The sequence below is a fragment of the Phaeobacter sp. B1627 genome (assembly GCF_006265095.1).
Taxonomy (GTDB): domain Bacteria; phylum Pseudomonadota; class Alphaproteobacteria; order Rhodobacterales; family Rhodobacteraceae; genus Epibacterium.
Genome location: NZ_VCNK01000044.1, coordinates 1 through 26,571 on the forward strand (window position 1 = coordinate 1; position 26,571 = coordinate 26,571).

At 59.7% G+C, this 26,571-nt stretch carries 19 protein-coding genes; 7 read left to right on the top strand and 12 right to left on the bottom strand.

Annotated elements, in window-relative coordinates:
* Positions 1-456 precede the first annotated feature (456 nt).
* The 11 genes from FGE21_RS20115 to FGE21_RS18465 all read right to left on the bottom strand — a co-directional run bounded on the left by FGE21_RS20115 (position 457) and on the right by FGE21_RS18465 (position 17,160).
* Positions 457-3,111 carry a methyl-accepting chemotaxis protein gene (locus tag FGE21_RS20115; protein WP_176695483.1) on the bottom strand — a complete coding sequence of 885 codons (2,655 nt, stop codon included), beginning with the start codon at positions 3,109-3,111 and terminating at the stop codon, positions 457-459.
* 109 nt (positions 3,112-3,220) lie between these two features.
* The gene (locus FGE21_RS18420) at positions 3,221-4,378 is read right to left on the bottom strand and encodes an ABC transporter substrate-binding protein (protein ID WP_139664880.1); all 1,158 of its coding nucleotides are present in this window, start codon (positions 4,376-4,378) and stop codon (positions 3,221-3,223) included.
* Positions 4,379-5,159: 781 nt separating this feature from the next.
* The gene (locus FGE21_RS18425) at positions 5,160-5,507 is read right to left on the bottom strand and encodes a hypothetical protein (protein WP_139664881.1); all 348 of its coding nucleotides are present in this window, start codon (positions 5,505-5,507) and stop codon (positions 5,160-5,162) included.
* Between the two features lie 436 nt (positions 5,508-5,943).
* Positions 5,944-7,983 (bottom strand): S8 family serine peptidase, encoded by a 2,040-nt coding sequence (locus FGE21_RS18430; RefSeq protein WP_139664882.1) that lies wholly within the window; start codon positions 7,981-7,983, stop codon positions 5,944-5,946.
* Positions 7,984-7,985: 2 nt separating this feature from the next.
* Complete coding sequence (locus tag FGE21_RS18435; protein WP_255731661.1) at positions 7,986-9,035, bottom strand: phosphatase PAP2 family protein; 1,050 nt, start codon at positions 9,033-9,035, stop codon at positions 7,986-7,988.
* Between the two features lie 354 nt (positions 9,036-9,389).
* A complete protein-coding gene (locus tag FGE21_RS18440; protein WP_255731662.1) occupies positions 9,390-10,970 on the bottom strand; it encodes a transcriptional regulator, sarp family protein in 1,581 nt (526 codons plus the stop codon).
* 311 nt (positions 10,971-11,281) lie between these two features.
* Complete coding sequence (locus tag FGE21_RS18445) at positions 11,282-12,655, bottom strand: aspartate aminotransferase family protein (RefSeq protein ID WP_139664883.1); 1,374 nt, start codon at positions 12,653-12,655, stop codon at positions 11,282-11,284.
* Positions 12,656-12,776: 121 nt separating this feature from the next.
* Positions 12,777-13,256 carry an Lrp/AsnC family transcriptional regulator gene (locus FGE21_RS18450; protein WP_139664884.1) on the bottom strand — a complete coding sequence of 160 codons (480 nt, stop codon included), beginning with the start codon at positions 13,254-13,256 and terminating at the stop codon, positions 12,777-12,779.
* 1 nt (position 13,257) lies between these two features.
* Complete coding sequence (doeB, locus tag FGE21_RS18455) at positions 13,258-14,250, bottom strand: N(2)-acetyl-L-2,4-diaminobutanoate deacetylase DoeB (protein ID WP_139664885.1); 993 nt, start codon at positions 14,248-14,250, stop codon at positions 13,258-13,260.
* 208 nt (positions 14,251-14,458) lie between these two features.
* Positions 14,459-15,739, bottom strand: coding sequence for a ribulose-bisphosphate carboxylase large subunit family protein (locus tag FGE21_RS18460; protein WP_139664886.1), 1,281 nt, complete (start codon positions 15,737-15,739; stop codon positions 14,459-14,461).
* Complete coding sequence (locus FGE21_RS18465) at positions 15,736-17,160, bottom strand: four-carbon acid sugar kinase family protein (RefSeq protein ID WP_139664887.1); 1,425 nt, start codon at positions 17,158-17,160, stop codon at positions 15,736-15,738. The genes FGE21_RS18460 and FGE21_RS18465 overlap by 4 nt, the downstream gene beginning before the upstream one ends.
* Before the next feature lie 515 nt (positions 17,161-17,675).
* Between FGE21_RS18465 and FGE21_RS18470 the strand changes: the two genes are divergently transcribed.
* From FGE21_RS18470 to nanR, 7 genes are read left to right on the top strand one after another with little or no spacing between them, the layout of a single operon-like run.
* Positions 17,676-18,623, top strand: coding sequence for a D-ribose ABC transporter substrate-binding protein (locus FGE21_RS18470; RefSeq protein WP_139664888.1), 948 nt, complete (start codon positions 17,676-17,678; stop codon positions 18,621-18,623).
* Positions 18,624-18,682: 59 nt separating this feature from the next.
* Positions 18,683-19,324 carry a DUF2291 family protein gene (locus FGE21_RS18475; protein WP_139664889.1) on the top strand — a complete coding sequence of 214 codons (642 nt, stop codon included), beginning with the start codon at positions 18,683-18,685 and terminating at the stop codon, positions 19,322-19,324.
* Positions 19,324-20,874, top strand: a complete 1,551-nt coding sequence (locus FGE21_RS18480; protein WP_139664890.1) for a sugar ABC transporter ATP-binding protein — start codon at positions 19,324-19,326, stop codon at positions 20,872-20,874. The genes FGE21_RS18475 and FGE21_RS18480 overlap by 1 nt, the downstream gene beginning before the upstream one ends.
* Positions 20,871-21,929 (top strand): ABC transporter permease, encoded by a 1,059-nt coding sequence (locus FGE21_RS18485; protein ID WP_139664891.1) that lies wholly within the window; start codon positions 20,871-20,873, stop codon positions 21,927-21,929. The genes FGE21_RS18480 and FGE21_RS18485 overlap by 4 nt, the downstream gene beginning before the upstream one ends.
* A gap of 18 nt (positions 21,930-21,947) precedes the next feature.
* Positions 21,948-22,967 (top strand): Gfo/Idh/MocA family protein, encoded by a 1,020-nt coding sequence (locus tag FGE21_RS18490; RefSeq protein WP_139664892.1) that lies wholly within the window; start codon positions 21,948-21,950, stop codon positions 22,965-22,967.
* On the top strand, positions 22,964-24,712 hold the full coding sequence (locus FGE21_RS18495; protein ID WP_139664893.1) for a hypothetical protein: 1,749 nt from the start codon (positions 22,964-22,966) through the stop codon (positions 24,710-24,712). Before FGE21_RS18490 ends, FGE21_RS18495 begins: the two co-directional genes overlap by 4 nt.
* 28 nt (positions 24,713-24,740) lie before the next feature.
* Complete coding sequence (nanR, locus tag FGE21_RS18500; protein ID WP_255731663.1) at positions 24,741-25,469, top strand: transcriptional regulator NanR; 729 nt, start codon at positions 24,741-24,743, stop codon at positions 25,467-25,469.
* A 120-nt stretch (positions 25,470-25,589) separates the two neighbouring features.
* On the opposite strand, the gene FGE21_RS18505 is transcribed toward nanR, so the two are convergent.
* Positions 25,590-26,417 carry a phosphogluconate dehydrogenase C-terminal domain-containing protein gene (locus FGE21_RS18505; protein WP_139664895.1) on the bottom strand — a complete coding sequence of 276 codons (828 nt, stop codon included), beginning with the start codon at positions 26,415-26,417 and terminating at the stop codon, positions 25,590-25,592.
* Positions 26,418-26,571: the final 154 nt, after the last annotated feature.

The window sequence follows — 26,571 nt, forward strand, 5'->3', positions numbered from 1 at the left end:
CCGAAATCAGCGCCCCCGAAAACGGAGACGCCGGAACCGGCGCAGATCAACAGCCTCAGCCAGGATGACCACATCAGTTGAATTGAGCCTTCGTTTGACCCGGATCACTAGCGCCGCCTTCGTGAGTTCATCGATGATGTTCAGCCTGCGGGAGATCCGCCCGTCGTGGGTTCGGCACGGGATGAAATCATAGGACCAAGCAGGCTTCCGGCGCTCCTGTGTCAGCCTCACGCACGCCCGGTGATTGGGCAGTGTCGGACCTTCCTCGGTAATTTTACCGGTGCTTTCAGCCCCACTTTCCGCGAAGTCTCCCCAAATCCATTCGAATCGCTTATAATTCAAATGGCGCGCCGTTGGTCTGCATTCCGGTTGAAACGCGGTATTTATAGTGCCCGAAGCCGGATCGACAAGCGTTTGCAAAAGCGAGACCGACACTCTCGCAACTCTAACCTGCGATTACGCAATCGCACGTTCAAAGCCCAGCTGTTCGTCATTCGGAGCTGCGATCTGTCTTGCGGAATGAGCCTCAGGCGAATGCGCCACCGAAAAGTTTGACATCAGGTCGACCAGTTTTTTTGCGTCCGCGCCCAAGAGCTGTCCTGCGGCGTTCGTTTCCTCAACCATTGCCGCGTTTTGCTGAGTCACCTGGTCAAGTTGCGCAACCGCTATATTTGCCTCCCCCAGACCGGTTGCCTGTTCGCCCGTGGAATCAGCTATGTTACTCACAAGGTTTGAAATGTGTGTCACCCGCTCTGAAATGTTTTGCAGCGCGTGCCCGGCTCGACCAACAAGATCTACGCCGGATTTCACTTGATCGGAACTTTTGGAAATAAGGGTTTTTATTTCACGTGCCGCATCAGCCGTTCGCTGGGACAGGCCCCGAACCTCGGATGCGACCACGGCAAAACCCCGCCCGGCTTCGCCTGCGCGCGCCGCCTCAACCCCCGCATTGAGAGCCAGAAGATTGGTCTGAAACGCGATGTCATCGATCACGCTGATGATCTGAGATATCTGCGCGGAACTATCCTCTATGTCTTTCATTGCCACGACTGCATCCTCAACCACCTTTCCACTTTCCAAGGCTTGCGAGCGCGCTTCGTTGGTCGTATTGGCAGCGTCCCGTGCCCCCTCCGCCGCGGATCTTACGCTGGCGGTGAGCTGTTCGAGCGCAGCTGCCGTTTCTTCCAGTGTGGCTGCCTGACTTTCAGTACGATGAGACAGGTCGTCAGAAGCTTGATTGATTTCAGAGGATCCATTTCGAATGGACTCCGCCACGTTCACGACGTCAACGACCGTCATATTGAGTGTGTGCGCCGTTGCGTTGAAGTCCTGTTTCAGCTGAGCGTAGCCTTCGGTCAGCTCCTCTTCGATACGATATGCCAAATCGCCGGCCGCCAATCTTGCGAGACCGTTGCCGATGGCGCTTACGGCTGCGTTTTGATGTGCCTGGTTTTCCGCGCGTTCCTGCTCTGCAATGCGGGTCAGCTCTTCTTTTTCTACCAGCCCATCACGGAACACAGTCAATGCGCCTGCGATCCGCGCAATTTCGTCGCTCGAACGCTCAAATCCTTTTACAGGACTCATGTCGCCTTGAGAAAGCCGTTCCGTCGTCAGACTGATCGCATTGAGAGGTCGCACAATTAGCATGTGGCTCAGCAACAGCGTGACGACAACAAAACCGATTGCGATCCAGCCGAATTGTTCTAGCCTGCTTTTGACTTCGATCGCGTTGCTGGCAATGCCTAGGGCTTGTTCCGTAATGCCGTCCTGACTCGCCAAGCCGCGCAGGGACGCTTGGTTTGCGATCCTGAGGACCGCTTCGACTGTATCACCAACGGCTTGGTCCGCTGCACTGTCAGCTTCTATCGATTTTATCCGGAAAAAGGCCAGACCGCTATCCGGCGCTGCCATCGCAGAAATTGCATCGATTTGTTCACTCAACTGGCCCTGACCGAATGCGCGATACCCGAGTAGAGCCTGGGCGGCTTCGAACATGGATTTTTCGGCGACTTTGGCCTGATCTACACTACCGGCAGTCGCTATTTTCAAGACTTCGGTCTGAAATGCGCTGAGCAAAGAGTTGATTTCAAGCAAAGTATTCATGAAGGCAACTTCATTGTCGAGAAGCCCTTGAATAGCGTCTCGGTTCCCCGTTGCCGCGTCGTCAGCAGCAATGGTCAACTCGAACACCATATCGTCAACGGCGGAGGCCAGCAGCGTATCGGCCGTTTGGCGCGTGGACAGGATCAAGTCATTTGCCACGACTCTTCCTGCAGTGCCCTGAGGTTTCAGAACGTCGATAACTTCTTGCAGATCTTCAAATATGCCTGCGCCGAAATCCGACGCGCCCAGAATATCCATGGCACCCGCCAGCCGGTCATGAGAAGAGACGGAGAGGTCAGACAATATCGACAGCATGGCGCTGTCCTTTGTCGTCGACATGGCCAGAGACACGCCTGTCAAAAAGTTGATCTCTGCCCGCGTTTCAAGGAGCGACTGCAGCGTCGAAAATTTATTTTCGACCAGGTCCAACATCGTTTCTTCAATAGAGGAAATCGTATCTTCCCCTTGCATTGCAATATTGAAGTAGGCATCGTCTGCCGTTTCCAGCAAAATACCCTGAAGCGCGGCTGCCGTTTGTTGCAATTGCACTGTCATTGCGTTTACGCGACTTGAATTTTCAAACGCGTTGGCTCTGGCGTCGATCGAAGCAGTCAATGCGTCCGATACGCGACTTTGCTCGGTACCGAAGTCCGCTCTCTGCTCCTGCGGCAAGGCTTCAACCGCTGCCAGTAGCTTTTGGGCAGAGGTCTCGACGACTTCGGAGGCCGCCGCCAGATCTTCCATATTTCGGGCCATCAAGACCCGGATCATGGCATCCTTGGTTTTATTGGCCGCCATGATCAGGGCGCGGCTCTGGGCCAACTGGGGAAGATCGCGTCCCGTCATTTTCCCGACTTCTTCCGAAACACGGTCGAATGACTGATACGTAAGGTACCCTGCTCCGCCAGCGGTCAACATCAATGCGATCAGAATAAATGTGATTTTGCCACGAATACTCGACAGGACGTTCAGGCGGCGAAGGATTCGGAATCCCTTGGAGAGGATCATGATGGTACCTTTTAGATTAATGACTGGCAACGTCTCCTGCCCTATCCGCGGGCAGGAGGTTTCCTTCAGTGGTTTCAGGGTGCACGAGTTCTCAGAGATCTTCCTCTGATCAAGAGCCACCCCCTCCGACGATAGGCTCAAATCCCCCACTGGCCGTGATTCGCGTCAGGAAGACATCGTCCATGCCCTGATTGTCATCCGTGCCAAAGAGCATCGTGACACCACCAAGGTCGACAGTGCTCAGGCCTGCCAGGGCAGCAAGATAGCTTTCCCGCGTCAGGTCCTTGCCTGCAGCTTTCAGGCCTTCGATGGCAAGACGACCAACGATGTAGCCTTCCAATGTGACGAACCCGGGTTTGGCTTCGGCATCCGCCGCTGCGAGTGCAGCCGTGTATTGGGCAACCACTGGCAGCGATGCATCCCAGGGAAAGGGCACAACCTGGCTGATAATCACGTCCTCACCCGCATCGCCCAGTTCCTGCGCCAATGCATCGGAGCCGACGAAGGAAATATTGACGAAAGTGGCGTCAAGTTTCATCTTGCGCGAGAGCTTGATGAACTCGGCGACCGGTTTATAGGCACCGACCATCACCACTGCGTCCGGTTTTGCTTTGCGGATCTCGAGAAGCGCCTTTTTCACCGCTGTGGTGTTGCGCGTGTATGTTCCTTCAGCGGCCAATGTCATCCCGCGTTTTTCCAAAGCGGCATTGACACCCGCAAGGCCGACGCGTCCAAATCCATCATCCTGATAAAGGATCGCGATGGAATCCATGCCCTGTTGATCAACGAGATACTCGATCCACGCCTCGGTTTCGGCAAAATACGTCGCGCGCACGTTGAAAATGTTGCCGTGGCTGGCATCCCGCAGGAAGCCTGCGCCTGTGAACGGGCCGATGAATGGCATATTCGCTTCGGTCGCGATCGGTTGTGTCGCCGAAGAGGTCGGGGTCCCCACTGCTCCGATAAGTCCGATATGATTGTCGCCTTCGACGACCGATTTCACAAGACCTGCGGATTTGTCGGGTTCATAACCATCGTCCATGCTGTCGAGTTTCAGCATGCGGCCATGGATGCCTCCTGCGGCATTTGCCTCTTCAAAAGCTGCGGTTATTCCGAGCCGCATGCCGGTCCCAAGGGCGGCCGCAGGCCCTTCGAAGGCGGCAACTTGCGCAAATGTAACGCTGTCGCCCGTCACGCCCTGCCCGGCGGATGCGAGATGTGGTAATGCCAGTAGTGTCGCCGCTAGCATCGTATTTCTTAAAAACATGGCTGGAACTCCAATGGACCGATGTGATCTGACTTCGGGTACTTGCTCTATAGATGCTGCATGAGGACCCTTAAAATTATGATAATCCGGCCATTGCGCAGGGAATGAAGTGAATAGGATTTGAAGGTTTGCGAGCCTGCATCGTGGGATTCAACCGCATCATACAACCAGAAGGCGCGTTCCCTCCGCGCGGTTTATCTGCAAACGGGATCGGGTGGTTCACCTGGAACACCGGTGATTCCCTCCCCGTTTCACCGGACACCTAGGCGGCTTCGGCTTTGGCCCTGATGAACGCCCGAGGCGATATCCATTTCAGGCCGCTGTGTGGGTGGTTTTCGTCACCCCCCCCCGATCCATTTCTCAATCAATCCTTGAACCGGATTCACTGCGAGTTGGAGCTCAACCGGCGCATCAAGCCCAAAACGCTTGCGGCAATATACCTTTGAAACCATCGAAGTGGTCCAGTATCAGGCAACGCAATAGCTCTGGACTTGCAAAAACCTGCGCCCCGACAGGGGCATTGGCAGCGTGACCACCGCCATGAAGCTGAAAATTGCTGCGCAAATTGTACGATCACATCCCGCCCAAAAAGAGGGGATTGCCGCTTGATCGCAGCAGTCCGGCCATCAATCCCCCTGATGATCCCTTCCCATTCGCGCAGCGCATTCGCGGACTTCCGAGTGTTATCTGTGTCCGCGGGCGTCCCTTGCCATGCCCGAGCATACGTGACGCAGGGTCTCAGGCTAAAACTCGCGCGACATCAAACAGCGACAAGACGATCTCAGCTAGATTGGTCAGTTTCCGGATCGGTATCATCAGATGCGTCGGTCTCACCACCGTCACGTCCCAATAGTAAAAAGGGATCCAAGGCCTCCCCCTGTACCACCGCCGCCTGTCGCAGAGCGAGGTAGGAGGCTGTTTCTGCAGGAAACCGGTTCTGGATTCGCAAGTAGACGACCTGCGCCATCCGCAACTCTGACGCGGCTGCGTCAAATGCTGGCCAGTCCCCGGCCTGCTTGGCGGCATTCAGGGCGATTGCCTGAACTTCCATCGTGTCGAATGCGGCTTTCAGGGCTTTGGCACTGGCTTCAAACCGATCTTTTGCGTCGCCTGTTTCTGATTCCGACATCACGCCCGTCCGGATACCGCTGCGGGAACAAGGATCAGCACTGACTGTTGCGGGGGAGCAAGGGGCTGCGCAGCGGAGGCCAGAGAGACCATTTCAGGAAACACCTATAAAGCGCCCTCATCGAAATTGATGGTGATTTGGGATGTCGGCGACCCCGCGAATTGGGACTCGGGGGGTCGCCGATCCTGCGCGAGCCGATGACTGCACAACGCACACCAACCACATTGAAACCTGCCACTCAGGCCCGCGCTTTATTTGCGGAACGACTCAATACCATTACGAAAGGTCTACATTCTAAAAAGGCATTTCCACTCAACACAACTTCCGCACTCACAAGACCAAGTATCGCCTCAAATCAGTGGAAAAGCACTGCCGGGACTGTGATGAATGCGTGAATAACAGCGCAAATCTGCATCACGGCCCGGCGGCACGCACCTCACCCCTGAAGCGGCGCGGCCAGCCCGCCGACACCGGCACGCTCCGTTGGGGTATTCGGACCCCGCAGTGCAAAATCGGATGCCGGTGCGTAATCGGCGGGGTCTCCGACCGGCGCATCGTGCCATTCAGCCAGGGCCAAGGCCATCTGACGCGCCACAATCGGCGCCGCGACACTGGTTCCGGACAATCGCACATGGGTCGGGCCGCGCGAGCCGGCAGCCCGTCGCCCGGGCTGCGCATTGGAATCGTCGGCACAGGCATGCAAGGTCACCCCTGCCCCTTCGGCCAAAGGTCCTCCGGGCCCTGCAGAAGAGTAGAATGAGAGCTGGTCGCGATTTCCGACGGCGGCCGCCACCGTCACGATCTGCCGCCCCCCCGACAGGGCATTCAGAGTCCCAGCCCGGGTGATGGCACAGCCCGGTGTTTCCAGCTGTGTCTCCGGATATCCGCGCGCGTCAAACATGCGATACTCTGGATCGAGAAACCACGATCGTTGCCGCACCGGGTTGATCTGGCTGGGGACGTCATTTCTCAGAATGCGCAGCTCAATGTCCTGAGGCTGGCTTTGGCCAGGGGCCAGCGCTACCTCCACAGACCAATCGCCACACGGCGGCAGCGCCCGATAGGGATCGCGCGCCATATTGGGGGGAAGCGCCACCGTGACAATTTCCACCCCCTCTCCCGGATGCGTTGCGGTCTCCGGCGCAAAATCGCGCTGAAACCCGTGATAGATGCCAAACTGGGCCAAGCCGTTGGGGCCGAACTCCGGAGCCTCCAGAACCAATTGCAGCGCTGTATCCACGCGAACCGGGGCCGCCGGCATGGCGGGAGGGAAAAGTGCGGCCCCTCGCGGTGGGGTGACCTTGACCGACAGCGAAGACAGATCGGGTTTCTGCCCGCGCTGCGCCACGGCAATCTCCAAGTAGGTCGAGCCGCGATTGTCGGGTGCGACACGCACTGTCGCCCGATAGGGGCGACCGGGACTGATTTCTGACCGAGCGGCAAGACGCGATTGCAGGGTATTGCCCGCGGGCAGCACAATCCGCATCGGCACCTTGTGCGTTGTATGCCAGTAGTCCATCGCCTGCTCCAGCGCAGCAGCGATCAGATGGCCGCCGTTTTTGCCGATCCCCCCCAGACCAAAGCTGAGGTTCAGCACCAGCGGGAACGGACGCCCGGCCGCACGTATCATCTCCTCGGTTCGGCGCAGAATGTCCTGCACCCCGAGGATCATCGCCCCCGCCATGAAGGTTGCCCCGGTATCACTGACCAGCGCCGTCGGGAGATTGACCGCGAGGATGGGAAACTTCTCCGGAGCTGTGTCCATCGCATCACCCTGCCCGCCGCCAGCCGCGAGATCCGCAATATGAGTCCCGTGCAGGGCACGATAGCGAAACGGGCTGTGCCCCTCCTCACCGATCGTCGGCAAGTCGCGGTAAAACCGGTCCTCGTCAAACTCCGCCTGTTGCAGGCGCTGATCTATGTCATCGCGGCAATAGACATGCCCAAAGGGGACATCCGAGTGAGCCCCGCGCAGACAGGTACCGTCTTGCTGCCAGACGGCGGCAAACCGCGTGTGCCGACCATCGGGCAGCCGAAATGCCGGATGCGCAAAGGCGATCCCATCGTCGATGATCCCGATCACGGTGCTGTCTTCGGGCACATCCGGCAGCCCCGCCGGGGGCTCCTCCGCAGGGCCGGAGGGATCGCAATGTGCCGCCTGTGGCAGCACCGGCGCAAAAAGCGTCCGGTCCCGCAAACCGTCCCGCACCCGCGCCAACAGATCGGACAAAGGTTCGCTCCGATCCGGTACCTCGCCGCCCTGATGCAGGGCCTGCGCCTGATCGGGCGACATCAGGACCGGCGGTAAAATCGCCTCCTCATCGCCGTTTCCCAGATCCAGTGCCAGCAGGCTGGCCGCGGTATCCTGCCCCGCGGCACGCGCTTCGGCCTCAAGCGTGTACCACCAATGAGCCGCAGGATGCCGTGGCAAAGGTGCCCCCGGCTGAGCTGTTTCAACGCGCCAGTGCAACGGCATGATCAGTCCTCCTGCTCGGGGGCGCCACGACGCAGCTCCGCAACGCAGGATTGCCACAGCCAGTCCAGTTGCGGGCTGTAGCGCAATGACAGATCTTCGGTCGTCACGGTGGTAACCGTCTGACCATTGATGACACCGCCCTCACGCAGGGCCGTCATCGTATCAAAGGTATAGTCCGCCGAACCAAAGGCCGCCATATCGGCGTCGAGCTTGCGCCACGCCAACGGTGCGACCGGAGTGTCCCCGTCAGGGGCCTGGGTCTGGACCCGTGCCAGAACATACCGGGCCAACGAGTCCCCGAGCACCGCACCGGCGGCACTATCGACCGGGAAATGCACGCCGGCAACGGTGCGGCTTGCTGCGATCCGGACCGCCAGTCGGTCGCATTGGGTGTTGAACTGCTGCAGCCAGGCCGCGGTGTCTCCCTCCAGAGCGTGAGACAGCTCCACCGCCAGCGCCTTGAATAATGTGGCGAGGAACATGGCTTCGGTCGCGTGGCCACTTGGCAGCGTTCCATGCGCCGGGGTCTGGATCATCGGCTGGATCTGCGGTGCGAGGCTGGCGGGGCGCGGACAGCCAAAGCCGTGCTTTATCCGGAACTGGACGGTGGCGCAAAACCGGAGCGCCGCCTGTATGAACGCCAAAGTCGCCTTGTTGCGGGCCGGATGGATATGAGCGAGCGCCGCAAAAAACGATGTCAGATCCGTCAGCTGAACATCAATTTCGTCCATACGGTCAGCCCGAAGATCCGCATAGAAATCCAGATAGTCCAACTGCAGCGCGAAAACGTCAGGTCCCGGTGCCGCAAGCCGCATCAACTCGACCAGGGGCGCATCATGCAGCGCATCGGAATGACAGACATAGGCCACACCATGCGCATTGTCGTCATCCGAGGGCACGACATCAATAAAAACGGGAGCCATCAGCTCGTAGTCGATAACTGCGGTCTGAGGAGGGCCGGACAGATGGCCCAGATCCCTGCTGTCAAAAATATTGCGCGCCGTGACCTCTGGCGGAGCCCAGCTCCCGGATACCCCCTCACGCGTCAGCATCAGCGCAGTCATCATCGCTGCACTGTGCCCCGATCCGGTAAACGACGCGCCCGTGTGGCCGGTATGTCCGGTATGGCCTGTATGTCCGGTGTGGCCAGTATGCCCGGTGTGTCCCGTGTGGCCGGTGTGCCCCGTATGGCCTGTATGTCCAGTGTGCCCCGTGTGGCCAGTGTGCCCCGTGTGGCCAGTATGCCCAGTGTGTCCCGTATGTCCTGTGTGTCCAAATCGCGCCATTGTCCCCAGTCCTATAGATTATAAAATGAACGTTGATCCCTACGAATACCGCGTAGAAAAACAGGACAGACGCGGCGACTATCGTGAAAAAACCGTGATAAACTCAGGCGAGAAATTGCCTCAGGCGAGGCCCGCCCGCCTTAAATTTCCGGATGGGTAATCCGGCTCTGCCAGATCCCCCATGTCAAAATCGGGTTCCAGGTCGCGGATTTTCTCAACCGCGGCATCCATCGCCTTTTCATCACCGCGTTGATGTTCCAAAGCCGCCAAGTAACGGAGAGGAGGGCGAAAACTCGGCACCAGAGAATGCGCCATGAGGCTATGGACGCGGGCCGCTTCGTAGTTTCCAACCAGCGCGGCAGACACGCCGGCCTGCATCTCCCACCAGTGGCGAGATCTCGAAAATCGCCCGATCTGCAGCGCACGATGAGAGAAGCCGACCGACGCCTCGATCTGCCCGGCAGCGATTTCCGCATTCGCACGCGAGGCCCAGGCCAACGGGTTCGCAGGGTTCAAAGCCGTGGCATCCCGCGCCAGTTCGCCCGCCGCCGTAACATCCTGACCTGTCAGTAGAAAGACATGCGATGCAGCCGCTTTCAGGGCAGCATTTTCCGGTTCCTCCTGCAGGGCCCGGCGGGCAAGATTTGCAGCCAAATCCGCCTGATGCGCGGCGTCCAGATCCGTACTCTCAACGATTAAATTGGCTTGGATAAAAGCCCGCCAAGCCAAAAACACGCCCTTTGGCACCAGCTCATACGCGCGCTGCAAATCGACATCGGCCTGATCCAGATCCGATCGTTCCATACTGAAAATACTGCGCAAGGCACGAAATCCCAGAAGGCTTGCACTGATCCGGTTTTTGCGGGCTTCGCTCACCGTCAACGCATCGACTGCCGCCTCCTGCGCCCGGTAGGCGAGTTGCAGCAGGTCCTCATTTTCACAGCCCGATAGCATCTGGGTCTGCCCCCGCCAGTGCGCTGTCCAGTTTTGCACCCCGGCCCCCGCCCCCTGCATAACCACCCGCAGCAACGTCTCATGCCCGGTTTCGAGAATTTGCGTTTTCAGCAGTGTATGATTGGCCGCATCCTGATCCGACGTCGCACTTCGCACATCCAGGGGCGCCAAATCAGTGAGACCTTTTTCGATTTGGCTCTGGAACACCTCGTTTGCCACTTCCAACGCCATCTCATCCGATGAAACTTTGTTGAAATAAACAATCGGCTCGCCTCGCCGGGCATCAGTACGCGGAAACACGGTTTCCTCCGCTCCGCCCGTTTCCCGCAGTTGACTGGAAAGCTGCCGTTGTTCCGCGAGCCAGGCATCAAACGGCGCGGGCAAATCCAGTCCCTCCAGAAAGTCGTCGGCCTTCCCGCCGCTCTGCAGACGATCGGCATTTGACGACACGAGATCAGAATTCAGGGTCAGGACTCCATGCTCGGACACCACGACCTCTGGATTATCAAACGCTTTGCGGATAAGCCGCAATTCCTGTCTGAGGCTTGCGGAGGATTGAGCGCGTCCTCGCCCGTGCCACAGGAGCTGCTGCAGCCAGTCTCGCGTGCGCTGCCCCTTGCGTCCCGTCGCCAACGCAGCGATCAATGCCTTGCCGCGTTTGCTCGGAACATGCACCACAGTTCCATCCGAAGTGGTTACTTCAAACGGGCCGAATAAATTGATCCGAAAGGCAGTCTCTCCGGCCATTTGTCCGTCCCATTCCACCCGCAGTCCCATCCCGAGTATCGGAAATCTGGCCACCACCTGTCAATGCATCATAAAAACCGCATGATTCCACATGATCGCCGCAACGGTGCCTGTCATGAAACACCTGTCAGAATTGCGTTTCGAGGCGCGCCCTGTCTTCTGCTCGCCCTCTCCATCACCAGGGGGGGGCAGCCAGCCGCTCTCAACTCTATTGCAGCCCGTTGGACCGCAGAGACGTCACACCCGGCACAGCAGCGCCGCACGCACCGGCAACCGTCACACACACGGCTTGCTGCTGACCCGAAGCGCGATCACCCCAGAACAGCCGTCACCGCGCGAAGAGTGCCGGCAACGACCCGGTCAGCCTCTTCACGGGTCAGGCAAAACGGTGGCGCGAAACCAAGGATATCCCCCTGCGGCATCGCGCGGGCGATGATTTTGTCCTGCTCGAGCAGCTTCGCGGAAATCTGCGGGCCGATCTTGTCTGCAGCATCAAAGAAGACGCGGCCGTCCCTGTCTTTGACGAACTCCACGGCGCAGAGCATACCTTCGCCGCGCACATCACCGACGTTGGGATGCGCCGCCAGTGCCTCGGCCATGCTGGCGTTGAGATAGGCGCCGGTCTCGCCTGCATTTGCCACCAGGTTCAGATCGTCAAGAAGCTGCAGGTTGGCAACCCCCGCCGCAGCACCGATGGGATGGGCGGAATACGTCCAGCCGTGACCGATAGGCCCGTTCTCATCCGTTCCTCGTTCCAGCACGGACCAGACCCTGTCGCCGATAATGGAGCCCGAAAGCGGCGCATAGGCCGATGTGAGCCCTTTGGCGATGGTGATGATATCCGGCTCGATGCCATAGTGATCCGAGCCGAACATCGTCCCCAAACGCCCGAAACCGGTCACCACTTCATCAGCGACCAGAAGGATATCATTTGCCTTCAACACCGCCTGGATTGCGGGCCAGTAGCCTGCGGGCGGCGGGACTATGCCACCGGTGCCGAGAACAGGTTCGCCAATGAAGGCCGCAATGGTGTCCGCGCCTTCCCTTTCGATCAGCGCCTCAAGTTCAGCGACGCAATGCGCCACGAATTCGGCCTCGCTCTGATCCTGATTTGCCCGGCGATAGTAATACGGCGCTTCGGTGTGGAGGACCTGATCAATCGGCAGGTCGAATTTCCTGTGAAACAGCTCCAGCCCCGTCAGCGACCCCGTCACCAGCCCCGACCCGTGATAGCCCCGCCACCGAGAGATGATCTTCTTTTTCTGCGGGCGGCCGAGGATGTTGTTGTAGTACCAGATCAGCTTGATGTTCGTCTCATTCGCATCCGATCCGCCGAGACCGAAATAGACCTTGGACATGTTCTTTGGCGCGCGGTCCAGGATCATCTTTGACAATGTGATCGAGGCCTCTGTGCCATGCCCGACGTAGGAATGATAATAGGCCAGTTCCCGCGCCTGATCCGCGATGGCCTCTGCGATCTCTTGCCGGCCATACCCGACATTGACGCAGTACAGCCCGGCAAAGGCATCAAGCAGGCGGGTGCCATCCCGGTCCTCGATATAGACGCCAGATGCGGTCTTGATCACCCGCGTCGGGCTCTCTCCTCGGGCGTGCTGGGCCAAATGCGTTGAGGGATGAAAGAAATTCTCGCGATCCCATTGATCCAATTGGTCGTTCTTCAGCATCTCGTGTTCTTCCTGTTGCTCTGCCTTGCGCCTTCTGCCGCACCCGCAGCGGACATTCGGTGACCATTCTCCAGCAACGGATCAGAGGATTTCACCAAAGATCCCGGCACCGGCAGAAAAATCACCTGCCATTCAGCAGGATTTCGAACGGAGGAGGCCCTGCCCCCTTGACCGGCTTCGTAACGATATAGGTGAAATAACGGCTCAGCCCGATACGGGCCTCAAGCATTTCGTCGATCAGCCGCTGATAGGCGTCGATATCTCGGGTCACGATCTGCATCAGATAGTCGAACCCGCCGCCCAGCGCCCAACAGGCGGTCACCTCATCATAGCGTTGGATGCCCGCCTCAAAGGCACGGAAACTCGCCGCCGTATGATCCGCCAGTTCCGCCGCGACGAATACTGTCACATGAGGCGCCAGCTTCTTCAGATCGAAATGAGCCGCGTAGCCATCTATCAGCCCCGCTTTTTCGAGCTTCTTGAGCCGTTCCCAGCACGGGGTCGGGGACAGGCCGACCTGTTCTGCGAGCGCAGTTTTTGTGATGCGGCCATCGCGGGACAGGACGCGCAAAATCTGGAGGTCGCGCTGATCCAAAAGCATATCAGCCCTCGACCGCACCGATCACCGCGACGCAGTCACCGACCTTGATCAGCCCCGGAAAATGGCGGCTGATCAAAATGCCACTGCGGCGGGCGCGATAGTCCACCGGCGCCTGCCCGGTGCGGTCCCGGGGCCAAATCCGCGCCACGACCTCTCCGGCTTGAACCGGGTCCCCCAGGTCGCGCATCACCTCGAACAAACCGTCCCCTTCACTGAACACAAAACAATCGCCGTCAGGCATGCCAAGTGAAACGGTCGGGTCGATCTGCATGTCGCCCTGAAGGATGCCGAAGTGGATCAATACGTTGCGAAGCCCCTTCTTGGCAATGGCATTGCTGCGCGCCGACGCGCTGCCGCCGCCGCCAAGCTCGGTGGTGACCAGCACCTTGCCCATCTCTTCGACGGCGGTATCGTACATGCCGTCGCTATCGATCTCCAGCAGCTGTACCGAATAGGGCGCGTTGAAGGCCCGCATCGCCGCATAACATGCGTCCTGCATGACTTTGTCCTCAAGGATATGCGCCGCTGCAAAAGGCACAAAGTCCAAGGTCTTGCCGCCGGAATGAAAATCCACAGCCACATCAGCCATTGGCAGAAGGATACGTTGAAAGTAATCGGCAATTTTCTCGGTAACTGTGCCATCCGCGCGCCCTGGGAACGCCCGGTTGAGATTGCCCCGGTCGATTGGCGAGGTCCGGGTGGCCGCCTGAAACGCCGGCGTGTTGAAATAGGGCACAATGATCAACCGGCCCGTGACGTCCTCCGCTCGGGTCGTGTAGGCCAGCTCCTGCAGCGCAACGGGCCCTTCATACTCGTCCCCATGGTTGGCCCCCGTCAAAAGCGCGGTCTTGCCCGTTCCGTTCTGGATCACCGTCAGCGGGATCATGACCGACCCCCACGCGCTATCGTCGCGACTGTAGGGGAGTTTCAAAAACCCATGGTGCACCCCATCCTGATCCAGCGGTATGGTCGGAGAAATCGGATTGGGCTTCATGTCATGGTCCTTTTGCGAACGAGCACCACGCCGCCGCAGCTGACCTGGTCAATCGCCAGCAATACGAAGGTGCCGTGTGAATTCAACCCCTTTGCGTGGCGGACGCGTCAGACTACAGCACATCCGGGTCGGCCGGGTCTGCCGCTGGCGGCTCCGCAAACAGGTCGACCCAGCAGGGAATGGGCGATCCAAACGCCGGACCGAGTGGCTAGTCGCGGTCAGTGAGATCCGCAAGCGCCGGCCTCTTGAACGCCTCCATCGCGGCACGAAGTTGTTTGTGCGACGCGGCATGCCGTTCAATCGGGATACCGTCCCGCGCGGCCTCGGCAGCCTGACGCAGCGCGATCACCCCGGCAGCGGGCCCGTCCGGATGGCCCTGAATGCCGCCCCCCGCGCAAAAGATAAAATCGTCGTTCCCAAGCAAACTGCGCGCCGGCTCGATCTGCCAGACGGTCTGGGCTGAAGAGAATACGGGCATGGCGGCAAAGGCTGGTCCGCCCGTCTCGAAAACCGGGGCCTGGACCGAACGGGCAGACTGCGCAACAACCTGATCCGTCTCGGTGAACTTGCTGCCAAGCCCGTTGACGTGCAGATGATCCGCGCCAGCAAGACGCCACAGTTTCTGCCAGACGGGAAAGCTGATACCGATATCAGGCGAGCGCGAATAGAGCCCCCACCCCGCCCTATGGCCGTGTATCACATATGGCGAGCGTTCGCGCAGCGCACGCAGTCCGCTCAGGCCAACGGAAGTCACACAGACCATCGCACAATTCGCCCCGTGATTTTGCAACAGATCGAGGTTGCGCCACATCTGGTCTATCTCGTCGGTGATATTGAAGGCGTACATGACGCGTTTGCCGGTGCGCTCCTCATGGTTGTTGAGCACTTTCATCACCGCTGCAACACGCGCAGGCAGAGGGCAATGGGGCGCATTGGCCTGCAGCTCGTCATCTTTTATGAAGTCGATACCGGCTTCGGCCAGGCATTTGACGAGCGAAGCCGTATCGTCCGGGCTGAGCCCGACACAGGGCTTGACGATCGTGCCGATCAGCGGCCCCTCATGGCCGCCAAGCACCCGTCTGGTTCCGCCGACGCCGAACTGAGGGCCAGGGTTGGTGGCGGCGAAATCCAGCGGCAGACAGAGATCGACCAGCCTCACCGCAGAGAGTTCGGCAAGCTCAAAGAGATTGCCCGCAATGGTCGACAGCAGGGTCGGCAATGAGGTTCCGAAATTTTCGATCGGCCAGCTGATCCGGACCAGTCCCCGTTCGTAAATTCCGCCTCTTGCCCGGCATGGCAAAGCCGGCGTTTCGGAGGTGCCCGTGACCGTCAATTCCTCAATCCGCGCGCCATGCCGCGCCCGCAGATCATCGGTTTCCAGCGGCACCTTGGCGAAGGCTCCGGTTGATTGTTCGCTCGCCAGCACCTCGGCACCGCGTGCGATGCCCGCCGGGGATTCAATCTCATAGGTTGCCGTGACGCGGTTCATCGTCTTCCTCCTCCATCGCGGACCCAGCCGAAGTAATCCGGGCTGCCCATCTGTCCGCCCTTCAGTGCGAGTTCCAGACCATCCATCGGACCATCGGCATGCACTTTGAAAATCGACGCGCCCGGAAGGGTCGGCGCGAGAACCGACAGCGCAAAAACCTGAAGCTGGCGGGTCGCATGTCCGGATGTGTCGCCACCAGAAATGACCGCACGACGCACGCCGGTTTCTGACAGGATATCGCGCAGGATGCGCCCAAGCCTCTCTCCGATGGCCTGGTTGACCTGACCGATATCAGCGCCCGCAGTACGCAGGGCGGCCCGGAAACGCGCCACGGCCGGATCATCGGGGCCCTCGGCGGTATGGATCAGGGGATCCCTGCCCTCCGCCAGTGCTGCAAGCGCGGCTGCCCTCACCCGGTCTTCCTCCTGTCGGAGCGCGGCTTCACCTCTGCACGCCGCACTTGCGTCAAACGGGATGCAGGCAAAACCATGCGCCCTGGACCAGGCGATTTGCCCGGCAGTTGTCGCTGAGACCGAGCCCGAGACCGAAACCATCCGCGACGCCCGTCCAATGCCGCGCGGGTCTTGCGCCGGCGGCAACGCCCCGCTCGCTTGCCAATGGCGGATCAGCGCGTATTCGACGCCCTGCGAGCCGACCACGAAAGGAGATTGGTTGCGGTTTTCCCAAATCACCCGTCCGGCCGCGGTCTCGGAAGCCCTGTCCCAGCTGTCCAGGGCAATGGCGGTGAGCTCTGCTTCTTCATCCCTCTCGAGCGGCGACGGATCAGCTGCGGCTTCTGCCAAATGCTCCATCGTCAGGGCGCGTGCTGCAAGGCGCGGGGATTGCTTTGCCACATGCGCGGCGACATCCGCTTCGGACATGGGGGTGACGGGGTGGCGTGACATTACCGGGTGCTGGTCGAGACGATAGACTTTATCGCCATGCGCGGCGAACAACTGGCCAAAGACCTGATACCGTCGCATCTGCGGCGCGGCGATCAGAATAGGGACTATGGTTCCCCCGGTCGCCTCTGCACCTATTTCCAGCGCGCGGCCGATAGAGCCGATTTCCGGCGAGGAATCCAGTGTGGAGCAGACTTTATAGTGCAGGATCGCGGGTTTCATCCGCCACAGCCGGGCAAAGATTTCCGGCAGCTCCGCCTGCATCCAGTCTGGCGACTCCGCCCGCGCGGTGGAGGCGACACCGATACCGCGCAACCCCGGAAAGCGGTCCAGACGGTCAGAGGTCGGCGGTTCCAGAAACAGCATTGACGGCAGCCCGGCAAAGGACAACACCTCCATGACGGCGGCGGCGCCCGTGAAATCATCCCCGTACCAGGCCACGAGCGGCCCGGCAGGCAAGTCGCTCGGACTGATCCGGGCACTTTCGCTATCCAGCTGAGTTTCAGACGAAGTTGACATGATCAATTGATTAGTTACTGATCATACCAGTTGTCAATCTGTATTGGGCATCTTGCCACACCCGATCACGACCGCCCGGCCCCGCGCGAAACAGATCACTATGCTGCGGCACTTGTCACTATGCTGCGGCACTTGTCACTATGCTGCGGCACTTGCCCTGCGCGGCGTCTCCGCCACTCACTGGCGCGGCGCATCACCCAAACCGGATGTGCCTGACCCTGGCGCCTGCCTGCTCCGCCTGCCTCCCAAGGCCTGATGTTGGCTCACCTGCAAGGGCTCTCTTGCCGCCGACATACGACCACGCAAATCAGAAGCACGCAGAAATATATACCCTATTTTCAATGACATCGACAGGATTTTTCACATCAAACGTCTGGTCAGCTCGATAGGAAATTGCCCGGCCAGAGTGATGGTGATCATACCAGTTGACAACAGAATAATTATTCCTCAATCTCTTTACTGACCGGAGGAGGACACACGTAAACCGTGTGATCGGGTCAATTGGAGGAGCTCGAATGAAACTTAATCGCCGTCATTTCATGTCCGGTGTCACAGCGACCGCTGTGCTGCCGCTCGCCCGCCCGGCTTTTGCTGCGGAAAAAGGCCTCATGGCCATCATCACCCCAAGCCACGACAACCCGTTCTTCAAAGCCGAAGCCGTCGGTGCCGAAGCGCGCGCCATCGACCTCGGCTATGAAACGCTGATCATGGTTCACGACGATGATCCGAACAAGCAATCCGAACTGTTCGATACCGCGATTGCCCGCGGCGTGAATGCCATCATCCTCGACAATGCCGGCGCAGATGCCACTGTCGCGGCCGTCCAGCGTGCGAAAGATGCGGGCATTCCGTCCTTCCTGATCGACCGCGAAATCAAGGAATCCGGCATCGCCATCAGCCAGATTGTGTCAAACAACTACCAGGGCGCGCAGCTGGGGGCCGAAGAATTCGTACGCCTCATGGGCGAAGCGGGCAATTATGTCGAACTCGTCGGTCGCGAAGCCGACACCAACGCAGGCATCCGGTCGTCCGGCTACCACGACATTATCGACCAATACCCGGATCTTGTCATGGTGGCCCAGCAATCGGCCAACTGGTCCCAGACCGAAGGCTACGAGAAGATGGAGACCATCCTGCAGGCGAACCCGGACATCAAGGGCGTCATCTGCGGCAATGACACCATGGCCATGGGGGCCTGGGCCGCGCTTGAGACAGCCGGGCGTACCGATGTGATCGTCGTCGGCTTCGACGGCTCCAATGACGTTCGCGACTCGATCCTCGCGGGCGGGATCAAGGCAACGGTGCTGCAGCCAGCGTTCCGTCAGGCACAGATCGCGGTGGAGCAGGCCGACCAATTCCTGACCGTCGGCTCGACCGGCCAGAACGAGAAACAGCTGATGGATTGCGTGCTGATCACTGCGGAGAACGCAGCCAAGCTCGAAACCTTTGCCCTCTCGGCCTAAACGTCTCGTTTGCGGGCCGCCGGGCGACCGGGGCCCGCTGATAAAGTAAAGGACTTAGAATGCGCGATTGTCTCAAGTCGCTTGCGGTTCTGTCTTGCGTCGCGCTACTGCCTGTCGCTTGCAAAGTTGTCAAAACACCAGATCCCGAAGCCGCGTCCGCCGTGGCCCAGACCGACGAAGCCCGCATGGCAGTTTACGCAGCAGACATCTGGGACGCGAAAGTGCTGCCAATGGCGAAGGAGAGCGCGGTCCCGCTGCAAGAGCTGAAAGCCGAAATCGCAGCCAATGGTCTTGATGCCGTCGGCAATGCCTATGGCCTGCGCCCCGAAGGCGAGGCCAACCCGTGGAACTTTGTCTCCAGTGGCGAAGGCGTGATCATCGAGGCGAACACCCAGAGCCGTGCTGCCAAACTGGCGGTGGATATCGACGGAAACGGCGCCGCCGACCTCGTCGTGCAACTTGGCCCCGTGGTCCGTGGCACCGCCTTGCGCGATGCCATGCCCTTTATCATTTTCAGCGATTTTCGTGACCAGATCGAATTCGCAAAGCTCGCACGTGCGTTGAACGACCTGGCCAGCCAAAGCGTCACCCTGCCCGAGGGCGACCTGGTTGGCCGGCGTGTCGAGTTCGAGGGGGTCTACACCCTGCGCAACGCGGGCGATGCGATTGAACTCGTCCCAACCAAACTGCAGGTGCACTGATGGCGCCGGACCAGCATCCGATCGGCCTCCGGATCCGCGAAGGCACCAAAGTCTACCCGGGCACTGTGGCTCTCAAATCGGCGAATTTTGATCTGCGCATGGGGGCGGTGAACGTGCTGGTCGGAGAAAACGGCGCGGGAAAGTCGACAATGATGAAAGTCATCGCAGGCGTCGAACAGCTGACCTCCGGATCAATCTACATCGGCGAGGAAGAAGTGCATCTGACCTCAACGGAGGACGCCGCCCGCTACGGTATCGGCATCGTCTTTCAGGAGCTGAACCTTTTCCCGAACATGACCGTGGCCGACAATATTTTCATCAATCGGGAGAAAACCCGCTACGGCATAGACATTGACCGCGCGAGACAGCGCGACGAGACCCGCGCGCTGATGCGGCGGCTGGAACATGACATCGACCCTGATGCGCTTGTCGGTGATCTGAAGGTGGGACAGCAGCAAATCGTCGAGATCGCCAAAAGCCTGGCCCAGAATGCCCGCATTCTCATCCTTGACGAACCCACGTCGGCGCTGTCGGCCGCCGAAGTCGAGATCCTGTTTCGCGTGATCGACGAACTCAAGCGCGACGGTGTCGGCATCGTCTATATCTCGCACCGGCTCGAGGAACTGATCCGGGTCGGAGACTACATCACCGTGCTGCGCGATGGCGTGATCACCGGCGCGCGATCGATGGAGGGTGTGGACGTGTCATGGATCGTGCTCAACATGATCGGGGACGCAAGCAAGGATTTCCCAAAGACCCTTGATCAGCCGTTCGGCGATGAGGTGTTCCGCGCCGAGTCCGTGTATCTCCCGAATTCTTCGGGTGGCTTTACCGTCAATGGGGTCTCACTGTCGCTCAGGGCAGGCGAAATCCTCGGCGTATACGGTCTGATGGGGGCCGGGAGGACAGAGTTTGTCGAGACGGTCATGGGCCGTTATCCGCATGCGCTCGGACGGTTCTATGTCGATGGCAAGGAAGCCAAGTCGCGCCATGTCGCAGGCCGGATCGGGATGGGGCTCGCCATCATTCCCGAAGATCGAAAACAGGACGGCCTCATTCAACTGCTGTCAATCCGCGAGAATATGACGCTCTCGTCGCTCGGCGATCTTTCGAAACACGGGCATATCGACCTCTCGAAAGAGAAAAAAACAGTCGGCGATTACGTCAGGCAACTGGTGATCAAGATTGCCTCGCCGGAAAACCCGGTCTCCTCACTCTCGGGCGGCAACCAGCAGAAAGTCGTCATTGGCAAAGCGCTGATGACCCGCCCCAAAGTGCTGTTGATGGATGAGCCGTCGCGCGGCATCGACATCGGCGCCAAAGCCGAAGTGTTCCGCGTCATGCGTGAACTCGCAGCTCAGGGGCTCGGCATCATCTTCGTTACGTCCAATCTTGAAGAGGTGCTCGGCCTGTCTGACCGGATCATCGTGATGTCCAATGGCTCTATCACCGGCGAGTTTACGTCAGAAACCGCGTCCGAGACGGGTTTGATCGCGGCATCCGCCGTTGGCCACGCCGTCACTCATCAACAAAAGGAAACCGTGACATGACGGTCACTCGCACTTCGTCCGCCCCTGCGGGGGACGCCAGCGTTCTACTGGTTCTGCTCAAGGCACGGACCTTCATTGCCCTGATCCTCGTGACGGTCTTCTTTGCCATCTTCGCGCCGAACTTTCTGTCGGCGGCAAACCTCGTGATCATGTCGAAACACGTCGCACTCAATGCATTCTTGGCGGTGGGCATGACCTTTGTGATCATCTCGGGCGGGATTGATCTCTCGGTTGGCTCGATCGTGGGGCTCTGTGGGATGGTCGCGGGCTATCTGATCCTCAACGGGATCGACCTGGGGCTTGGCTGGTCGATCCAGTTCAACACGCTCGAAATCTGTCTGATCGTCTCCGCCGTGGGTATATTTATCGGCGCGATCAACGCGTTTCTCATCACCAAGCTGAATGTCGCGCCCTTTATCGCGACACTTGGCACGCTCTATGTGGCGCGCGGCGCGGCCATGTTGTCGTCGGACGGGCGAACGTTTCCGAACCTGAACGGCAACGCCGAATATGGGTCCGACACCTATCGCTGGATCGGGGCCGGTGACATTCTGGGTATTCCGGTCTCGATCTGGATGCTGATCATCATCGGCCTTCTGGCCGCCTATATCGCAGGCCGCACCCCGCTTGGCCGCTTTATCTATGCCGTCGGAGGCAACGAACGCGCGGCCGGTTTGTCAGGGGTGAAAGTCAACCATGTCAAATACTTCGTCTATATGTTTTCGGGCCTATGCGCCGCTCTGGTCGGGATCATCATATCCTCCCAGCTCGCAGCCTCCCATCCGGCGACCGGCGACACCTTCGAGCTGAACGCCATTGCCGCCGCCGTGCTTGGCGGCACATCGATGGCCGGCGGTCGAGGTCGCATTGGCGGGACGATTGTGGGGGCTTTTGTGATCGGCGTGCTCTCGGATGGTCTCGTGATGATGGGGGTGTCATCCTTCTGGCAGACAGTCATCAAAGGTCTGGTCATCATCGCAGCGGTTGTCATTGATCAGGCGCAGCAGCGCGTGCAGGCGCGGGTCGCGCTTCAGGCCCAGGCGGCCGTCGGGTAATGGAGGAAAAGTGAGATAATGAAGATTGCATTGATTGGCTGCGGCTTCTTCGCGATGAACCAGCTTCACGCCTGGAAGGACATCGACAACGTCGAAGTCGTGGCCCTCTGCGACCGCGACGAGGGGCGTCTGGCAGTCGCCTCCGCGCTTTTTGACGAGGTCAGATGCTATACGGACGCGGCGACCCTGTTTGCGGAGGGCGGTTTTGACGTTGTCGATATTGCCACGACGGTGTCCTCGCACCGAGCGCTGGTAGAGCTGGCTGCCGAACACAGGGTGCATGTCATTTGCCAAAAGCCCTTTGCCGAGACGCTGGAGGATGCCCGCGCCATGGTTGCGGCCGTCGAGACGACGGGCAAGGTGCTGATGGTGCATGAGAACTTTCGCTGGCAATCGGCTGTCCGCGCGGTGGTCGACGAGCTGCGCAGCGGAGTTATCGGCACAGCCTTTTTCGGGCGCGTCAGCTTCCGCTCCGGCTATGATGTATTCTCGGGTCAACCCTATCTGGCCGAGGGCGAACGCTTTATCATTGAGGATCTGGGCATCCATATCCTGGACATTGCGCGCGCGCTGTTCGGAGACGCCAGTCGGATCACAGCGACGACCCGGCGGATCAATCCCGCCATCAAGGGCGAAGATGTCGCCACCATGCTGCTGGAGCACGAAAGCGGCGTGACCACTGTGGTGGACTGTTCCTACGCCACCCGCCGCTCGCCCGAAACCTTTCCCGAGAGCCTGCTGGAAATCGACGGCGACAAAGGCACGATCCGGCTCGATGCCGGGTATCGCATGTCGATCCAGATTGGCGAACAGGTCACGACACGCGATGTCGCTCCGCCGGTTCTGGAATGGGCAGAACGTCCCTGGCACAACATTCAGGAAAGCGTCCGGATCATTCAGCAGCATTTCGTCGACTGCCTCGCCACGGGCGTCGCGCCGGAAACCCGCGGCCAGGACAATCTGCGAACCCTGGCACTCGTCGAAGCGGCCTATCTCTCCGCCAGGGAGGGGCGCACCATCCCGTTGACCGAGTTATGACGACCCCCATGGATCTGTACGGCACCACATGCCCACCGCCCGCGTCGGAGCAGCAGAGCGTCGGGAAGCTGTCGTTCACTCTGCAAGACGGGGCCCTGCGGCATATTACATATGACGGTGTTGAGCTGATCCGTGGCATTGCGCTTCTGGTCCGTGACCAGGACTGGGGCACCCTCGCCCCGCGTATAACGGAGGTGTCGCGCGACACATCATCGGGTCTGGGCCTCACGCTCCGGATGCTCTATCAGAGCCATGGCGCTACGCTGGAGGTCTCATTGACGATCGCCGCTGACGAGGCCGGACTCAGGGTCTCTGCGACGGGTCAGGCGGATGCACCGTTTGAGACCAACCGCGCCGGGTTCACCATCCTGCATCCTGCCAGCGTCGCTGGTTGTCCCGTTGAAATCGGCCACTCCTGCGGCAAGACAGAGACGTCGGTCTTTCCGATCCTGATCGACCCCTGGCAGCCATTTATGGACATCGTCTCGCTCACGCATGAGCGCGCCGGATTTCGGGTTCGCTGCGCATTGGCGGGCGACACGTTCGAAATGGAGGATCAGCGCCAATGGGGCGATGCCTCCTTCAAGACCTACAACCGCCCGTTGGCGCTCCCCTGGCCCTACACACTGGATCCGGGCGAGCGTTTGGAACAATCGGTACATCTGACATGGGCACGCTGCCCCACCCCGCGTGCAGACACTGCGCCCAGAAGGACAGAAGGCGCCCGCTTCCCAGACACAGCCCTGGTTCTCACCGCCGAAGACGCCCTACGGCTGGCTCAATCGCCAGAGGATATCGCCGCCGTGGCGCCTCAGCGGCTGCTCTGTCATATCGATGCCGCGCGGGGCGACACGGCCAAACAGATTGAAAACTTTGCGGCATTGCAGACCGCCCTGCCCGACCTCATCTACGATGCAGAGCTGATTTGCCTGTTCGCACGCACCGTGGCAAGAGAGCTCAGCGCCCGGAAGCAAGCGATGGACGCCGTGGGTTTTATCCCGGACAGCGTTCTTGTGTGCCCTTCGGTTGACCGCCAGTCTACGCCGCCGGGGTCTGAATGGCCCCACTGCCCCCCGCTTGCGGACATTCACGCAAAGGCCGCGCGCGTCTTCGAGGGCACTCTCCGTGGCGCCGGTATGGTCAGTTTCTTCCCCGAACTGAACCGCAAGCGCCCGCCGCTTGAGCATGTGAGTTTTGTCTCGCACGGGCTCTGTCCGATCGTGCATGCTGCCGACGACCTGTCCGTCATGGAAACGCTGGAGGCCGTGCCGGATATCACCCGGACCGCACGGGCGATCATCGGCGACCGCGACTACCGGATCGGCCCTGCGACAATCGCGATGCGCCAGAACCCATATGGCAACCGGACGATCCCGAACCCGGATCATGATCGTATCTGCATGACAGATGACGACCCCCGCCACCGCGCGGCCTTTGGCGCGGCCTACACGCTGGGTCTTGCCACCGCCCTCGCACAGGCGGATGTCTCGGTCTGGACCCCTGCGGCGCTCTATGGCCCGCGCGGCCTCTCGGGGCCAATTGCCACCGTGATAGCGGCATTGGCAAAATGCGCAGGGCAAACCGTGCATCGGGCCCGGATCACGGGTGGTCTCGCAACGCTCGACGTCGGCACGACCCGGTTTCAGGCGAACCTGACGGCGACCGAAAACAGCGGCTTGGCGCCCTATGCGTGGCGCAATTCGCAACTTGATGCACCAGCCGAGACCGACGTATACAGCCTGTGACCCGAAACCGGATGCGATGAAACAGACCATGATCCCACCAGCACACAACAAAACGCATTCGGACAAGATCATCCGGCGTAAACTGTCCGATCAGGTGGTCGAAAAATTGCGAGGGATGATCCTGTCGCACGAGGTGGAACCCGGGGACTACATGCCCTCCGAGCGGGCGCTCATGGAAAAATTCGGTGTTGGCCGCCCTGCCGTCCGCGAGGCACTTCAGTCTCTGCACAACAGCGGTCTGATCAGCATCAATCACGGCGAGCGTTCACGCGTCAATGAAATCGACGCCGGTACGGTCCTGAGCCAGTCCGATGACATCGCGCGCCTCGTCTTGAGCGCCGTTCCGGCCAATCTCGAACATCTCAAACACGCCCGACAAATGTTTGAGCTTGGCATGATCCGTGTCGCGGCGGCGAATGCAACCGCAGAGGATGTCGCGGATCTGCGGGCCATTCACGCGAAACAACAGGAAAACGTCGGGAATGCCACGGCCTTTATCGAGGCTGATATGAATTTTCACACTCGCTTGGCGGAGATGACTGGCAATCCGATCATTGTTTCAGTGTCGCGTGCGATGCTGGGTTGGCTGTTTGAATATCACGTGAGCCTGTTGCACTGGTCCGGCAAAGAGGATGTCACCCTCTCCGAGCATGCCGAGATGATCGACCTGATCGAAAAACGTGACGTTGAGGGGGCCGTGGCGACCATGTCGCGCCACCTCGCGCGCTCTGCGGGTGTGTTCGAGGTCAAATCCTAGCGCGGCCTGCGACACCCGCGCAAAAGCGCCCTCCATTTTGTCACTTCGGTTCGGTTGCCGCACAGCCAAATCGAGGGGCGCAGTCGCTGCGCCATGCGCGTTCTGTTTGCCACTCACAGATCAGGTGATGCGGCGGATCGAGGCCATGATCTCGTCACGCTCAAACACGTTTTTCCAATCCTCCCGCATCAGGGCGGGAATGCCGAACTTTATGGCCTTGTTGCAGGCATCCGAAAAGACTCCCTCCTGCACCCCGAAGATCACGGAACCAAGGATATTCATATGGCCCAAAAGGAAGTCGCGGGCACATGCTTCGGAAACGCCGGTCTTGACGACCTCGTCCATGGCCTGTTTCAAAACCACCAACAGCGACGCGCAGACTGTCTCGGATAGGCCCGGCTCAAGATAGGCCATTTGCTCGACTGTCACGCGATAGGTTGTACGAACCGGCGCATAGATGGCTTTGGAGATCTCATCTCCCAGTGCGTAATGCTCCTCGGGACCCTGCATCAGAGCATTCACCACGCCCTGCGGATGCGCGACGCCGCCGAAACGGTCGAGACGGGCGGCCTCCTCGGCTTCGTTATGGAATATCATCGGGTGGCACGGGTGGGTCACGAAATAGGTTATGTCCGCGCGTTCCGGCAAGTGACCTGCAAATGGCGCGGCGGCGTCGAGAATGACGACCATGGTGCCGGGGTTCAGTTTGTCCACGATGCTCTTGGCGACTCCACCGATCGCGGTATCCGGTACGGCAAGAAGGACTACATCTGCCGTCTCGATGGCGGCATCCACCTCCACACAGTCGACGCCGACCGCCTCTTTCAAACGCGCGCGCCCGGCCTCGCTTACCTCCACATGCGCAACATCGTAGTTCGTCTTGGTGAGATTGAGAGAGCAGCGCACCCCCATTTTGCCGCCAGCACCAAAAACAGCCACATTTGTCATTTTAGCATTCTCCTCCGAGGCCCAACACAGGTCGATCACCAACTGGTATGATCAGATAATATTAATACCAGAATGTCAATGCAGGTTGATGGCTCAGTTCGGATCGATCGACGGAGCAACGAATGAAAAGGGGACTGTTGCATTAGTCGGATGA

Excerpts from the sequence above, each read along its gene's own strand:
- FGE21_RS18450 (WP_139664884.1), bottom strand. The coding sequence starts at position 13,256 with ATGCTTTTGGATCAGCGCGACCTCCAGATTTTGCGCGTCCTGTCCCGC.
- FGE21_RS18440 (WP_255731662.1), bottom strand. The coding sequence starts at position 10,970 with ATGGCCGGAGAGACTGCCTTTCGGATCAATTTATTCGGCCCGTTTGAA.
- FGE21_RS18480 (WP_139664890.1), top strand. The coding sequence starts at position 19,324 with ATGGCGCCGGACCAGCATCCGATCGGCCTCCGGATCCGCGAAGGCACC.
- FGE21_RS20115 (WP_176695483.1), bottom strand. The coding sequence starts at position 3,111 with ATGATCCTCTCCAAGGGATTCCGAATCCTTCGCCGCCTGAACGTCCTG.
- FGE21_RS18465 (WP_139664887.1), bottom strand. The coding sequence starts at position 17,160 with ATGTCAACTTCGTCTGAAACTCAGCTGGATAGCGAAAGTGCCCGGATC.
- FGE21_RS18435 (WP_255731661.1), bottom strand. The coding sequence starts at position 9,035 with ATGCTGACGCGTGAGGGGGTATCCGGGAGCTGGGCTCCGCCAGAGGTC.
- FGE21_RS18430 (WP_139664882.1), bottom strand. The coding sequence starts at position 7,983 with ATGCCGTTGCACTGGCGCGTTGAAACAGCTCAGCCGGGGGCACCTTTG.
- doeB (WP_139664885.1), bottom strand. The coding sequence starts at position 14,250 with ATGAAGCCCAATCCGATTTCTCCGACCATACCGCTGGATCAGGATGGG.
- FGE21_RS18505 (WP_139664895.1), bottom strand. The coding sequence starts at position 26,417 with ATGACAAATGTGGCTGTTTTTGGTGCTGGCGGCAAAATGGGGGTGCGC.
- FGE21_RS18420 (WP_139664880.1), bottom strand. The coding sequence starts at position 4,378 with ATGTTTTTAAGAAATACGATGCTAGCGGCGACACTACTGGCATTACCA.
- FGE21_RS18495 (WP_139664893.1), top strand. The coding sequence starts at position 22,964 with ATGACGACCCCCATGGATCTGTACGGCACCACATGCCCACCGCCCGCG.
- FGE21_RS18425 (WP_139664881.1), bottom strand. The coding sequence starts at position 5,507 with ATGTCGGAATCAGAAACAGGCGACGCAAAAGATCGGTTTGAAGCCAGT.
- FGE21_RS18460 (WP_139664886.1), bottom strand. The coding sequence starts at position 15,739 with ATGAACCGCGTCACGGCAACCTATGAGATTGAATCCCCGGCGGGCATC.
- FGE21_RS18485 (WP_139664891.1), top strand. The coding sequence starts at position 20,871 with ATGACGGTCACTCGCACTTCGTCCGCCCCTGCGGGGGACGCCAGCGTT.
- FGE21_RS18445 (WP_139664883.1), bottom strand. The coding sequence starts at position 12,655 with ATGCTGAAGAACGACCAATTGGATCAATGGGATCGCGAGAATTTCTTT.
- FGE21_RS18475 (WP_139664889.1), top strand. The coding sequence starts at position 18,683 with ATGCGCGATTGTCTCAAGTCGCTTGCGGTTCTGTCTTGCGTCGCGCTA.
- nanR (WP_255731663.1), top strand. The coding sequence starts at position 24,741 with ATGATCCCACCAGCACACAACAAAACGCATTCGGACAAGATCATCCGG.
- FGE21_RS18490 (WP_139664892.1), top strand. The coding sequence starts at position 21,948 with ATGAAGATTGCATTGATTGGCTGCGGCTTCTTCGCGATGAACCAGCTT.
- FGE21_RS18470 (WP_139664888.1), top strand. The coding sequence starts at position 17,676 with ATGAAACTTAATCGCCGTCATTTCATGTCCGGTGTCACAGCGACCGCT.